At 68.8% G+C, this 13246-nt stretch carries 11 protein-coding genes; 6 read left to right on the top strand and 5 right to left on the bottom strand.

Annotation, left to right across the window (positions count from 1 at the left end):
• Positions 1–320: 320 nt before the first annotated feature.
• Positions 321–1358: a hypothetical protein gene (locus RPQ07_RS00135; protein ID WP_313941887.1), complete on the bottom strand. Its 1038-nt coding sequence runs from the start codon at positions 1356–1358 to the stop codon at positions 321–323.
• A gap of 200 nt (positions 1359–1558) precedes the next feature.
• Here RPQ07_RS00135 and RPQ07_RS00130 point away from each other — a divergent pair, with 200 nt between their 5' ends.
• The 4 genes from RPQ07_RS00130 to RPQ07_RS00115 all read left to right on the top strand — a co-directional run bounded on the left by RPQ07_RS00130 (position 1559) and on the right by RPQ07_RS00115 (position 4841).
• A complete protein-coding gene (locus RPQ07_RS00130; RefSeq protein WP_313941886.1) occupies positions 1559–1822 on the top strand; it encodes a helix-turn-helix transcriptional regulator in 264 nt (87 codons plus the stop codon).
• Between the two features lie 159 nt (positions 1823–1981).
• The gene (locus RPQ07_RS00125; RefSeq protein ID WP_313941885.1) at positions 1982–2848 is read left to right on the top strand and encodes a DUF6083 domain-containing protein; all 867 of its coding nucleotides are present in this window, start codon (positions 1982–1984) and stop codon (positions 2846–2848) included.
• A 36-nt stretch (positions 2849–2884) separates the two neighbouring features.
• Positions 2885–3373 carry a hypothetical protein gene (locus RPQ07_RS00120; protein ID WP_313941884.1) on the top strand — a complete coding sequence of 163 codons (489 nt, stop codon included), beginning with the start codon at positions 2885–2887 and terminating at the stop codon, positions 3371–3373.
• Positions 3360–4841 carry a UvrD-helicase domain-containing protein gene (locus RPQ07_RS00115; RefSeq protein WP_313948727.1) on the top strand — a complete coding sequence of 494 codons (1482 nt, stop codon included), beginning with the start codon at positions 3360–3362 and terminating at the stop codon, positions 4839–4841. The genes RPQ07_RS00120 and RPQ07_RS00115 overlap by 14 nt, the downstream gene beginning before the upstream one ends.
• Positions 4842–4892: 51 nt before the next feature.
• On the opposite strand, the gene RPQ07_RS00110 is transcribed toward RPQ07_RS00115, so the two are convergent.
• Genes RPQ07_RS00110 through RPQ07_RS00100 form a run of 3 tightly spaced genes read right to left on the bottom strand, consistent with a single transcriptional unit; the run spans position 4893 to position 8360 of the window.
• Positions 4893–6764, bottom strand: a complete 1872-nt coding sequence (locus RPQ07_RS00110; protein WP_313941883.1) for a hypothetical protein — start codon at positions 6762–6764, stop codon at positions 4893–4895.
• Complete coding sequence (locus tag RPQ07_RS00105) at positions 6757–7233, bottom strand: ABC-three component system middle component 2 (RefSeq protein WP_313941882.1); 477 nt, start codon at positions 7231–7233, stop codon at positions 6757–6759. The genes RPQ07_RS00110 and RPQ07_RS00105 overlap by 8 nt, the downstream gene beginning before the upstream one ends.
• A complete protein-coding gene (locus RPQ07_RS00100) occupies positions 7230–8360 on the bottom strand; it encodes an ABC-three component system protein (RefSeq protein ID WP_313941881.1) in 1131 nt (376 codons plus the stop codon). The genes RPQ07_RS00105 and RPQ07_RS00100 overlap by 4 nt, the downstream gene beginning before the upstream one ends.
• A 196-nt stretch (positions 8361–8556) precedes the next feature.
• Between RPQ07_RS00100 and RPQ07_RS00095 the strand changes: the two genes are divergently transcribed.
• The gene (locus RPQ07_RS00095) at positions 8557–11001 is read left to right on the top strand and encodes a DEAD/DEAH box helicase (protein WP_313948726.1); all 2445 of its coding nucleotides are present in this window, start codon (positions 8557–8559) and stop codon (positions 10999–11001) included.
• Positions 11002–11104: 103 nt separating this feature from the next.
• Positions 11105–11461, top strand: coding sequence for a DUF6907 domain-containing protein (locus tag RPQ07_RS00090; RefSeq protein ID WP_313941879.1), 357 nt, complete (start codon positions 11105–11107; stop codon positions 11459–11461).
• Positions 11462–11684: 223 nt separating this feature from the next.
• Here the strand turns inward: RPQ07_RS00090 and RPQ07_RS00085 are convergent, their stop codons facing one another.
• Positions 11685–12953, bottom strand: a complete 1269-nt coding sequence (locus RPQ07_RS00085; RefSeq protein ID WP_313941877.1) for a competence protein CoiA — start codon at positions 12951–12953, stop codon at positions 11685–11687.
• Positions 12954–13246: the final 293 nt, after the last annotated feature.

The following is a 13246-nucleotide window of genomic DNA, read 5'->3' as shown; positions in this document are numbered from 1 at the left end:
CCCCGGGGCAGGGCTGGTCGGTGATTGTCGCGCCAGACCTTCCTATGGGCCGCCGTGATCACACAGCAAGGCCATGGACTGGGGAGCGTTCACCCTTATCAGGAGGTAACAGACGTGACCCCCAACACGGTTGTGTCCCCGGCCGTCACGATCTCGTGAGGGCCGCGTGAAGGACTCACAGGTTCCGCCTGCAACGCCCCCGGCGTGCCATGGCTCACCTCCAGTACCGGCACTTTCGGCGGGCGGTGATCCCGGCAACAAGGGAGCCGTCTCCCGGCCGTCCGGGAGAGTGAAGGGCGCCAGGCTGGCGGTGAGCGGCTTCAGCCGCCAAGGCGTGTTGCGGGGCGCATGGGAGCCCAGTGGAGTTCATCGGTGTGCGGGTCATGCGCCCACGTGGTGATCGCTCCGGCGATGACGAGTCGGTTGAGCAGGCCTTCGAGCTCGGCGGGTTGGGTTCCGCAGGCGCGGCTCAGGCGATCGGCCTCCACGCCGGTGTGCGGGTGAGCCGGCGAGCCGTGTGCAGCGAGGGCAAGCGCTGCCAGCCGTACGCCGGCAGGCAGAACTCTCACGTGCGCTGCGGAGGTGACGTGCAAAGCCCAGTTGGCGGCCTGGAGGCGGTCGGGGCGGGCGGGCGGCCAGCTCACGGCATCGACGAGCCGGGCGATGAACACCGGCCTGCCCGGGTGGGTGGTGTCGTTCTGCGTGTGGAGCCAGCGGTGATGCTCGAGTTCACGCCACGGCGTGGGGTCGTGGGCCAGGCGCATGCTGCGCAGGAGTCCGGTGGGCAGCTGCACGTGTCCCCGGGCGTCGGCGCGCAGCGCGCATTGCAGGGCGAGCAGACGGGCTTTCGGGTCGGCCTGGGGAGAGAGCGCTGCTGCCAGATAGCTGAGCACGTCCTGGATGCGGACCTGCTCCGAGGGGCCGCGTGACCGTCTGCTCCGCTTCCTCCGCTGGGAGCCGGCGTCGTCCCCGCCGCGCGGCTGTGCCGGGGTGCCGGCGAAGGCGGTGTCGGGAACGGCGGCGGCGTACGGGGTGGCGTTGGCGCAGGCGGCGCAGACATCGGCGAGGCGCCAGAGGCGGCCGCCGTGGTCGCGGGTGAGGACGAGGAGGATGGGGCCTGCGCAGCCGCGGTGGCGGGGGTGCCATCGGCAGCCGCGTTCGTGGCACTGGCAGACGCGCAGGTGCGCTGGGAGGGCGTCGCTTCGGGCGTGCCGGGCGAGGTGGGCGAGGGCTGCTGGCCGGGCTGATGTCCCGTGCAGGAGCTGGCCCTGGGGCGCGCAGCGGGGGCAGTGGAGCGCCGGCCTGCCGTTATGGGGGCGTAGTTCCACGGTCCAGGTGCGGGGCACGGGTGGGTGCATGGTGCACAGCCTCATGGGACGTGCGTTCCTCCTGTCGTCGGCGCGAGACCGGTCCGCGCTCCCCGCCAGTCGATGGGGGAGCGGTGTGCCGGCGGCACACCGTAGTGCAGACCTCTGCCCTGTCGATGATCCCGCCACCTGCAGAAATAGGGCAGAGGTCTGCACTGACAGGGCAGGGGTCTGCACCGTCGGATGGTGGGGTGACGATCTTCCCGCCGGACCCGAACCTCGACGCGCTGCGTCTGCAGCTGGCGCGCCTGAGGAGCGAACGCGGCTGGAGCTACGACGAGCTCGCCCGCCGCAGCGGCCTGGGCAGACGCACCGTCATCGAAATCGAGCAGGGCCGCACCATCGGATCGCTGAAGACCTGGCACGCCCTCGCGCACGCCCTGAACGTGCCCGTCGACCAGCTCTTCGCACCGCTCTGCGAGGGCCACACCCCGCCCGCAGAAACCACCGACTGACCCGCCCCCGCGTAGGCCGGGCGAATCACTCGATCAGGGAACCCGCTTCGCTCTGACATGCGACCAGTCGTCCGCATGTTCCTAGGTATTGGTCTGTCCGGAGGACGCGGGCGGCACGGCCGCCGTGTCGGCGGCGCGCCGCCTGTCACCTTCACCGCCATGCGCTCCACCACCACTGCCTCATCCGGCCGCCGCTGGGACGGCAGCCCCACCACCGCCCGGCACCTGCGCGCTCTGCGGATCGCTGCGGACAGTCCGTCCCGGCTCCTGCGCACCGCCCAGCCCGGCCGCTGCCACGCCTGCGGCAACCGCATCGACTGGTACACCCGCACCGACCACCGCTCCATCAGCCTCCACCCGGCAGAACTCCGCACGGCCACCGTCCCCGCCGGCTCCCGCTGGCACGTCGCTGCCGGCATTGCCCACCCCGGCAGCGACGGCACCTCCTGGTGCCGCATCCCGCACCTCGCGCTCTGCCCGCGCGGCGATGCCCCGGCCGAACTCACCCCGCTACTCACTGAACTGCGCCGCCACCTCGCCCTGAGCACGCGGCGCCTGCTCGACTCCGGCACGTTCACTCCCACCGCCGACCGGCCGACCCGCGCGCCGGACGTGGCGGCGTGCAGACCGACCCGGCCCGTGGTCCAGATCCTCTACGGCCGCTACCTCGCCGCCCAACCTGTCGAGGACATCCGGTGCATCGCCCAGACCCGACGACGGGAGCGCTGCCCACACCCCGTCCTCGCCCCCGACGCCCCAGCCGGCCGCTGGACACTGATGCCCGCCACCCCGGCTAGCGGACAGCTCGCCCTGCCCGCAGCCGACATGGCCATCTACAGCCTCAGCTCCCTGCCGTATGCGGAACAGCTGCGCTGGCGCGCCCAGCGCTGCCCCGCGCACGCCGCCGCCCCGGCCGCGGCCGACCTCGCCCTGGCCGACTGGGAGGTCTTCGACCCCCTCGTCCACCACCAGCACCTTCACCCCCGGACCCCCACCGCGGTACGGCGTCGGCGAGGGCACGCATGAACCACGCGAAGGCTCTCGCGCGGGGGAGGCACCGGCATGCCGCATCACGCCCTTGAGATCACCCTCACCCGGCCCGCGACCCGCGCCGAACTCGCCCGCGCCGCCCACGTCATGGCGCTCGTGCCGAACCGCGACCGAACCCGCCTGATCACGCTGGCAGCAGGCAAGACCCCGGCCAAGGCCCTCACCCGCGCCCACCGGAACCTGGCAGGGCTCCTGCCCGTAGATGCCGTAGCGACGCACTACCCGGACGCCGACCATCGCATCAGGCTCTTGATCAACTTCGGCCCGGATGACGACGCCCTCATCCGTCACGCAGCCAAACGCGCCGGCCAGACAACAGGCACCTTCATCGAGACTGCCGTCCACGACGCCCTGGCCCACCGAGAACGTGAGCAAGCCGCACGACTCGACCGTGCCCTTCAACAGCTACTCACCACCACCACGCCCCTCGCGCTTCTGGCAGCCATCGGGCGCCACCTGTCCCACCACACCCTGGAACCCACGCGTGCTGCATCCCACTGACGAACAGACCGCAGCTGCCGATGCGTTCCGCGCAGGCGACCACCTCGCCCTCCAGGCCGGCGCCGGAACAGGTAAAACGAGCACCCTCGTTCTCCTCGCCTCCACGACCCGGCGCCGCGGCCGGTACATCGCCTTCAACAAGGCCATCGCCCAGCACGCAGCCACCCGCTTCCCGCCCACCGTTGCCTGCAAGACCGCCCATTCTCTCGCCTTCGCCGCCGTCGGCCACCGCTACGCCCGCCGCCTGAACGGCCCCCGACAAGCGGGCTGGAAGACCGGCATGGCCCTCGGCATCACCAAAGCGGTGCGCATCGGCGAACGCGAAGTGACCCACAAGGCCCTCTCCCACGCCGTACTGCGCACGGTGACCCGCTACTGCCACTCCGCCGACCGCACCCTCACCCCGTGCCACGTACCGCAGCTGCGCGGCCTCGAAGACCCGCGCTTGCACACCCAACTCACCCAGACAGTCCTGCCGTTCGCCCGCAAAGCCTGGGCCGACCTCCAGCACCCCGAAGACGGCGTTGTGCGCTTCGACCACGATCACTACCTCAAGATCTGGGCTCTGTCGGACCCGAAGATCGACGCCGACTTCCTCCTCCTCGACGAAGCCCAGGACACCAACCCCGTCCTCGAACAGGTCCTCACCGCCCAGCGCGCCCACGCTCAGCTGGTGATGGTCGGCGACTCCGCCCAAGCCATCTACGGCTGGCGCGGTGCCCGCGACATCATGGCCGGCTTCGACGGCCACACCCTGCCCCTGTCCCGATCCTTCCGATTCGGGCCCGCCCTCGCCTCGGAAGCGAACCGGTGGCTGACGATCGCCGACGCCCCCATCCGCCTGACCGGATCCGACACCATCCCCACCGAACTCGCTCCGGTCGAGCGCCCCGATGCAGTGCTGTGCCGCACCAACATCGGAGCCATCACCGAAGTGATGGCGCACCTCGCGGCCGGCTATCAGGTCGCCCTGGCCGGGGGAGGACGAAGCCTCTACACGCTGGCCACGGCAGCCCGCGACCTCAAGAGCGGGCGACCCACGACCCACCCAGAACTGATCCTGTTCTCATCCTGGGGAGAACTGCAGGACTACGCCGACCACGACCCCGCCGGCGGCGATCTCAAGCCGTTCATCGACCTCATCGACCAGCACGGACCCGACGCCCTCCTGCACGCCGTCGAACGGCTGGCCCCCGACGTCCATGCCGACGTCATCATCTCCACCGCTCACCGAGCTAAAGGCTGCGAGTGGCAAACGGTCAGAATCTCCGGCGACTTCACCCCGCCCAAGAACACCAAGGAGCAGGACGCGAACGGCGGCCCCGTTCCCGGCCCCATCAACGACGCTGAAGCGCGCCTCGCTTACGTCGCAGTCACCCGCGCTCGTGGCCGACTTGACCGGGGCGGCCTGTCCTGGATCGACGATCACCCCGCAGGTAACCAAGAGCAGCGGCCGCCAACACTTTGATCCCCCGTCCGTGCACAGGGTGCTTGGTCTCGTTCCTTTGGTAGCGGTTGGCTATCTGCCGACCGAGCTGTCTTCGTCGCCCACGGTGTCAGGCAGGACGGGGAAGAATCCGAAGCGGTGGTCGTGCGGGTCGCGGCTGAACATGTACACATGCGCCTGCTCCACGATGTCCGCAGGCGGATCCCCGTTCTCCACGACGACGGCCTGGCCTGCGAAACGGCTGAACAGGTCACGGTAGAAGTAGTCGATGACGCTGTCGGGCAGGTCAGGGTCGTCCGTGCGTCGTATGCCGGGCTGACGGTAGGTGACGAGGGGGGAGTCGAGGACCACGAACCCTGGGTGGCGGTGTTCCTTGGCCAGGCAGTATTCGGCCAATGAGACGGCGAATGCGGCGTGCAGCACTGCACGCATGCCTTTGCCGTGGCCTGCGCGGGAGTGATCGCCGACGAACAGCTCCGCGCTGTACTGGTCGTAGGACACGTCGTGGAGGCGGACCTGCCACTGTTCCAGTGTGCGTTCGACGGCGCGGTCGAACTCGGCGACGATACCGGCAGGGACGCTGGTACTAGGACGGCCGCCGGGGACGGCACCGTCGGCGACCAGGCCTGCCCTGACATCCTCGAGTTCCTGGATCCGGCGATGGAGGCCGAGCTGGGCTTCCACAAGCGAGCGCACTGTCATCAGCTCCGCAGCCTCGTTCTGCAGTGGCTGCATGTCGTCCTCGATGTGTGCGATCGACCGGTCTGTCTCCTGTGCTCGCCCCACGTGGACGGTGCGCTTCCCGATGAGCTCCTCTCGCTGCACCCGCAGATCGTCGATGGTAAGACGAAGATCGGACAGGAGCTGCCGGGTCTTCGTGCTCTCCGCGTGAACGGCGGTGTGCAGCGCCGTTGTCTCCTGGCTGTCGTGGTTGGCGCTCTGGTGCTCGGGCTCTGCTCCGCAGAAGACGCAGGGTCCGGTCCGGAAGTAGCCGAGCAGGCTGCCGGCCTCATTGACCATTTCCAAGCGGGCCAGGTCGGATTCGTACTGGTTGCGCAGGAGCCCGAAGCGCCCTAGGAGGTCGTCGACTTCGCCCAGACGTTGCTCGTACTGGCCGAGAGTCACCGACAGTTCTGCCCTGCGCGCCACGGCCCGTGCGTGCTGGCCTGTGATGTCCCGAAGGGACAGAGCGGCTTCGTCCTGGTGGGTGAGGACACGGTGCAACTGCCCGGCCAGTTCGGCTTCGTTGCCTCCGTTCGGATCGAGTTGCCGCTGCAGATCGAGGATCAGCTCGTCCAGGAGACTGATCTTGCCCTTGTGGACGCGGCGCTGGCCCGGGCTCGGCCGGTCGTCGGCCGGAGGCTCGCCCTCACCGGTCAGCAGCAGCTTCAAGACGGATTTGTGCGCGCTCTGTCCACTGGTGCCCGTGGCGCGCAGCACGGGTGAGACCTTGGAGACCATCCGGGTCTCGCTGATCAGGCACAGATGGAGCAGATCACGAAAGCCCAGGAGTTTCGAGCCGCCAGTGTCGTTGGTGCTGATCAGGCTGCCGTCCAGGCCAATTTGCTCCAGCAGGTAGCGGGAGAGATTCTTCGAACTTTTGGCGCTGTGCTGTGCGGTCAGCTCCAGATCGGCGGCCCGGTAGATCAGCTCGCGCAGATCCGCGTTGTACACGCTGACCTTGCCCGACTGCGGGCCGCGCATGAGCGTAATGACACTGCTGTCAGGCAGCTGCAGGCCGAGGAGGATCTGTGTGTATCCCTCGGCTTCGGGGATCATGCTGAGTTTTCGTGCGCCGAGCATGTAGTCGATCGCTTCGGTGACGAACGACTTTCCAGTGTCGGAGGCTCCGTAGATCACTGTGAGCTTGGGGTCGAACACGACCCGGGCGGGGTCGCGGCCAATCCCGGCGAACGTCAGGTGCAGCAGCCTCAGATTAGGCATGGTCACTTCCAGAGGCAGGAAGACGGGACTCGAAGTCGTAAGCCCACCGGTCGGTGATGGCCCGTGTAGCGGAGCGCACGTCCAGATCGGACGACGCCCGAGCCGCAATCAGCCACGAAGCCCTGTCCTTGAGAGCATCCGCATACGGTGCCGCGAGGATGTCCACGAAGCCCGGCCCTTCCTCGCTGGCTCGATAGAGCAGGCCCTCCGGGGTCGCCTCGAGCTCGGCGAGCCCCGCCCGCAGCAACACGACCAGCCCTTGTTCGATCAGTCCGCGTTTCATCGCGAGTTCTCCCGGTCCGGCCGGCAATGCCGGATGCAGGCTGGGGGGACCGTTCACTTCGCTGCTGTGCAGCATGAGATGGTCCAGACACACCAACTGCGCCACATCCAATGGCTGTGGAAACGAGGCTGTCAGAAGCATCAGAGTGCGCATGCCGACCTCGAGCGGACTGTTGAGGGGATTCACTGCTCCGCCCCCTGAACCCAAGTGAGTCGGTCTTCGTTGGCGAGCTGATGACAGATGCCCTTGCGATCGTCCTGATCCACCACCTGCAACAGCACGTTGGAACCCAGCTGCATGTTCCGGGCTGCGGCGAGCACGGCCTTCAGCCGCGCCCAGCCAGTGGCGAAGTCGTCTTCCTCCACTTCCACCACACCACTGAATACGGACTCCTGCAGGGACTCGAAGGTTCCCACCGGCACGCTGTCCCGGGCGAACATGCGCAGCTGCTCTGCACGGTAGAACGCCTCCCGCTGATTCTGCAGATTGCGGCCAGCCTTGGGGTGCGCCCTGGCCTCCTCCGGTGAGGCCGCGGAGCAGCCCCACTTCTCGCAGTAGACATCCAGCAACTGCTGGATGTACCGCGCCTCTTCCGGAGCGTGCTCGGCCGGCGCCGGCTCCTGGGCAGGCCGGTCCGGCAGAGGCGTTCCGAACCGCCGCACATGATGAGGCGTCGAGGCGTGCTGCTCAAGGATCGTGTCCAGGTTGCCGGCTTCGAAGCGCGAGAACTCAGACTGGCGAGCAAGATCCAGCGCCCGGTCCAGCAGGCCGCCCGTGTATTCCAGCGCGAGCTTGGCCGAATTCTTCGTCACCCAGTCGAAAAACCCCGCGCTCAACGCAGAGGGCTTCGCCAACAACTGGATGAGTGACCCCCCGATCCGCGGCGCCACAAAGACATACCGCTCGGGCAGCACTTTGTACTGCCGCTCGGCCACAGCCGAATGGATCTTGAGGATCTCCGGATAGGCGACGGACGGTCCCAGCGCTTTGTCGTAGTGCTTGCACTGATAGCAGTGCCAGCGTCTGTCGGTCTTCGCCGGCGTCAGGAAGGCGGCAATGTCCGCGCCTCGGTCGTTGGATCCCCCCATGCCCACCACGTCCACGTACCCGGCCTCCTTGAGCGACATCACCCACTCGTAGATGAACTCCTCCCAGTCGTCAGCTGAGTAGTGCACCAAGCGCTGCTTCGGCGTCAGAGCGGGCGGTAGAGCCATCATGGGGGACACCACTGTCACCGGCGTCTGCGACGCCGTGGGCAGCTCAGTGAACAAGGGCTCGGCAGGAAACGCCGACGACCGCTCCGGTGTGCTCATTGATCTCCCGGTCGTACCTCAACCAACCGCCGCAACAGACGTATTACCACTCGTTATCAGTTCCCAACAGCCGGTGACTAGACCGTGATGGCTTAAACGCTGCACCAGCGAGCAGACTCCGCTTCCCGCCCGAATGGACCCGGGCGACGTCAACACCACGTCATTCCCCCGCCCGCCGCTGCGTCATCATGGGCACATGGTCACGCAGGTTGATGCCTTCACCGCCCGCTCGCTTCGAAAACCACTCCTTCACGCGGACCAAGAGCGCGGTTTGGCAGCAGTGGTGCAGCACCTGCGGCGACCGCACAGCCGCGCGCTCTATGTCTCTGCGACGGGGACCGGCAAGACGCTAGTGTCGATCCGGGCTGCCGATGCGATCAACGCCCGACTCGTCCTGGTTGTGGTGCCCACGCTCGATCTAGCTGCACAGACTGCCCTCGCCTGGCGCCGGGACGGCCATCAGGAACACATGGTGATCGTGTCTTCGATGGACGCCACCGCGCAGGATGTCCTCGCCGCACGCCGCATTGGGTCCACCAGCAATTCTCAGACCCTTGCCGCCCTGATGTCTGTTGTGGGGGAGGGCACGGACCAGATCCCCGCGCTGACTCTGATCTGTACCTACGACTCGCTGGACAAGATCGAGGAGACACAGAACACGAGATTCGTGGTGCCGCCGTTCGACCTTGCCATCATGGACGAGGCGCACCGGATCGCCGGCCGGGCCGACAAGAAGTGGGCAGCCGTCAATGACGGGGCGCGGATCCGCGCCGACCGCCGCCTCTACATGACCGCCACCCCACGCATCTTCGCCGCCCCCGAACTGGCCGAGTCCGCTGACACCACCCGCCCCCGCCGCCGTGCCACCGCGCCGAACCAGGAACTGGAGGTGGACGCGTTCGCCAACTCCATGGACAACGAGCAGGTGTACGGAAGGAAGGTCTTCGAGTACCCCCTCGCCCAGGCGGTGGAAGACGGCCGGGCTGCGGACTACCGCATCGTGGTGCCCACCCTCACCGACGCCGACCTACGCCGCAGCCTGAACATCCCTACCCCCACCACATCCCCGCCCAGTGGGGACGGTGAGGAGGGGGACAGCGCGCTGCGCACCACCGCCCTGCACCTGTCTGTCCTGCGCGCCATGACCGAACACCGTCTGAGCAAAATCCTGGTCTACTTCAACCTCGTCTCCGACGCCCGCCGCTTCGCCCGCGAACTCCCCCACACCCTGCGCCTGCTGGCCCGCACCGATCCCGACCTCGTCCCGGACATCACCCCCAGGCTGTTCTTCGCCCACGGCGAGTACACCCCCGCCCAACGCGCCGACACCTTCACGGCTTTCGCGGCCGCCGACTGCGCGATCCTCGCCAACTCCCGCCTGATCGCCGAAGGCGTCGACATCCCCAGCGTGGATGCCATCGTCTTCGCCGACCCCACCCGCAGCGTCATCCGCTGCGTCCAAGCCCTCGGCCGCGCCCTGCGCCTGGACGTGTCTGGCAAGACCGCCTCACTGATCGTCCCCGTCTACGTCCCGCCCGGCGCCGACGGCGAGAACATCCTCGGCACCGCCTACGAGCCGGTGTGGGCGATCGCCTGCGCGCTGGCCAGCCACGACCACCGCATCCTCGAGCGCCTCCCGGACAAGACCAACCGTCTCCCCAGGGAGACCAGCGACGTCATCGAACGCCGCTGGCACTTCGACTTCACCGTCCACCCCGAGCGCATCGCCCGCGCCATGGATTTGGCCTCCTTCGACCCCCGCGAGGCGGCTGTCTCCCGCTCCCGGCGCCTCGGCCTCGCCGCCGCCCAGTCCTACCGTGACGAAATGGGCCACCTCGACGTCCCCGCCGACTACACCGACCCCGCCGGCTACACCCTGGGCACCTTCATCACCACCATGCGCGACGCTGCGAAGGCCGGACGACTCGAAGCCGACTGGATCGCCGAACTCGACGCCCTCGGCATGATCTGGGACAAGCACGACGCCGCCTGGCGCGCCCGCCTGACCGCCGCCGCCGACTACCTGCGCACCCACGGCCACCTCGCCGCCCCCGCCACGACCGCCGTCGGCTCCTGGCTCGCCGAACAACGCCACCTCGCAGCCAAGAACCAGCTCGATCAGGCCCGCGCCGACGCCCTGACCACCCTCGCACCCGACTGGCGCCTGCCCCACGGCGCCGACTGGCACCGCAAATACCACCTGCTGCGCGCCCATCTCGCCGACGGAGCCGACCCGGCCATGCTCACCCGCGACACCCTCCTGGCCGGCGTCAAGATCGGCTCCTGGCTGCACCGCCAGCTGGCCACCTGGCAGACCCTTCACCCCGGCCAGCAACATCTGGTGAGCTCTCTTGGCCTTTTCCCCGGGAGCAACCCGCTCAGCCCCGCCCGCCGCACCCGCCGCACCTTCGAACAGACCGTCCAGCTCCTGGAACTCTTCCTCCACCGCGAAAACCGCGCCCCCGCCGCCCGCGAGACGATCCGCGTCGACGGCGAGACGGTCAGGATCGGCGCCTGGCTGGCCAAGGCCCGCACCAAGCACCGCGCCGGGCAGCTCGACGCTAGCCAAGAGCGCCTGGTCGACGCCCTCTTCGACGGGGACTGGACCGACGAGAACGCTACTCCAGCGCCCCTCGTGTAGTTCCGGCCCGATCGCGCTCAGCCCTGGCCACGTCGCCCCGTCGGCTCACGGGCAGCCTCCGGCGTGCCTTCCGGCGCAGACAGTGGCGCAACGGGCAGGATGCATGATCGTGGACACTGCCACCGCGCAACCGGCCCTTCCGCCCTTCACCTGCCCTGCGTGGTGCGACTGGAAGCACCAAGCAGACGCGGGTGTCGCGTCTCTCGAGGACGTTGTGCACATGGTGATGGGGCCGGGCCTTGCCGTTCCCCGCCACAGCCGGGCAGGCTGGCTGGAGGTCATGCTGACCCTGACATCCGGCACATGCCCGGACGGCGCACCAGGAGCGCCTCACATCGAGGTCGAGGCGACCGGCGAGGCCGGTCGGCTGTCCAGCCAGGACGACGTCGTGGGACTCATTCAAGAGCTGCGAGCGATGACAGCAACTCTGGAGACCTGGATGGAGCGTCTTCCCGGATGAGGTCGGCTCCGTCGGCGGCGCCGGACGGGCCGCGCTCTCCTTGCGACGTTGACGACGGCCGGGCCCTGCGCAACGTGCGCTTCGCTGATCGGCTTCATGCCCGGCACGACGCGTCCGTGCGCGTTCACTCGACCGAGTAGCGCCATCACCGGCACCGGGCCCCGTACCCTTCGACACCCCCTCTGCCGTCGATAGGCGCTCACCCACCGGAAGCTGATGCGTTTCACGTCAGCGTCGCGGTCCGGGGACCGACCCGTTCGTAGGCGCAGTGCTGGGTGACCGGATCCAAGACGGCGACTTTCAGCAGGCTCTGGGCGGCTTCCTCGATACGCAACAGCCAGACCCGGCCGGGGACCAGGATGGTCAGGTCCGCAGGCCACCCGGCGAGCGCCGAAGGATCAGGGCACACCACACCGGCCAGCTGGAACGCGGCCCCCTTGCGCGGCCGGCTGTAGAGGAGCAGCCCGTTGCCATGGGCGGGGCTCTGGTCACCGCATGTGACGGCCTTGCCAGAGGCGGAGCAGACCAACTGCATGAACGCGGGCCACAGCGCGGCCTTGATGCCCGCGTGCTCGAAGAAGTCCGCCAGCCGCTCCTGCTCCGCCTGCTGCTCCTCGTGCGCCTCTTCCTCGGCAGCCAGTCTGCGCTGCTCGGCGGCCAGTCGGACCCGCTCGGTGGCAGCGGCCTGCTCCTGTGCGGCCCGTCGGCGCTGCTCGGCCGCAGCCGCCTGCTGGACGGCTTCGGCATCGGCCTCCAGCCGGGCCCGGGCGATGGCCAGGTGGACGTAGGAGTGGGCGGTCCACCACACCGAGCCGCCCGGGCCGGTATGGGCATGAACCCGTCCCTGAAGAATCCACCGGACCGCCTCGTCCAGACAACAGCTGATGTGCGTCCACGCCGCCTTCGTCTTCACCGTGCGTGGCGCTGCCCAGGTGTAGCGCGCCATGCCATGGCGCACTGTCCATGCGTCCCCGCGGTCCCTAGGGGGCGCTACCCGCAGGGAGGGCACGCCGCGCTCCCACGGGCGCTTCTCCATCGCCACCCAGCACACCGCCACACCGTCCGCCGCGTAGCGGTCCGTCCGCATCCGAGCGTCCTGCGGCGTCATGGGCGACAACTGCGCCTCCAGCGCGATGAACGGCCGGTCCTGCCGGTCGAAGACCAGCACGTCGGCACGCCAGGTCCGGGCCTCGTTGCCGACCTCCAGCTCTGCTCTGAAGCCCGCCGCCCGGGCGGCGGTGGCCAGCTCCAGCTTCAGCAGGTGATGCTCCGGCGACTCGTTCGCCAACTCACAGTCGCGCGGCCGCACCTGGTGGTAGAAGTGCCTGGCGCGGTGGGGGGAGATGCGCGCGAACACCCTTCCCCGGCACTCCGGACACGCGAGCTCCAGCCCTTTCACGCGGTGGACGTCCGCCCAGGACCGGCCACAACCGAGATCGTCCAGCGACGCATCCAGCCGGCCCCAGCCCGCGTGCACAGCGGTGTACCCCATCAGCCCCCTCCCGTGTGGCCCGAGAAGGACAGCATCCCCTCGCGGCGGGACGGCGATACACCGGATGAGGACGCGCGGCTCCTGTGCCGTTGGTGCGCCGATGAGCCGGTCCGGCCCGGCCGGCCGCTGGCGGTGCCCGGCGGCGGCAGCATCGGCCGGACACAGGGCACGCCGCCGGGCGGTTCAGTCTCTCTCATGAGCCAACTCGGCCCGGCGGGGGTGTCCAGCTTCAGGGACACCGGTCCGGCCAAAGCCCTCTCTGACGGGATGCGCCTGTCAGACGGCTCACGCTG

It is taken from the genome of Streptomyces sp. AM8-1-1, from assembly GCF_032229325.1.
GTDB lineage: Bacteria > Actinomycetota > Actinomycetes > Streptomycetales > Streptomycetaceae > Streptomyces > Streptomyces achmelvichensis.
This window is presented reverse-complemented; position numbering and strand designations above follow the sequence as displayed.

Bases quoted from the DNA above. Each gene is read 5' to 3' on its own strand.
- RPQ07_RS00135 (WP_313941887.1), bottom strand. From the start codon at position 1,358: ATGCACCCACCCGTGCCCCGCACCTGGACCGTGGAACTACGCCCCCAT.
- RPQ07_RS00125 (WP_313941885.1), top strand. From the start codon at position 1,982: ATGCGCTCCACCACCACTGCCTCATCCGGCCGCCGCTGGGACGGCAGC.
- RPQ07_RS00120 (WP_313941884.1), top strand. From the start codon at position 2,885: ATGCCGCATCACGCCCTTGAGATCACCCTCACCCGGCCCGCGACCCGC.
- RPQ07_RS00110 (WP_313941883.1), bottom strand. From the start codon at position 6,764: ATGCCTAATCTGAGGCTGCTGCACCTGACGTTCGCCGGGATTGGCCGC.
- RPQ07_RS00100 (WP_313941881.1), bottom strand. From the start codon at position 8,360: ATGAGCACACCGGAGCGGTCGTCGGCGTTTCCTGCCGAGCCCTTGTTC.
- RPQ07_RS00095 (WP_313948726.1), top strand. From the start codon at position 8,557: ATGGTCACGCAGGTTGATGCCTTCACCGCCCGCTCGCTTCGAAAACCA.
- RPQ07_RS00090 (WP_313941879.1), top strand. From the start codon at position 11,105: ATGATCGTGGACACTGCCACCGCGCAACCGGCCCTTCCGCCCTTCACC.
- RPQ07_RS00085 (WP_313941877.1), bottom strand. From the start codon at position 12,953: ATGGGGTACACCGCTGTGCACGCGGGCTGGGGCCGGCTGGATGCGTCG.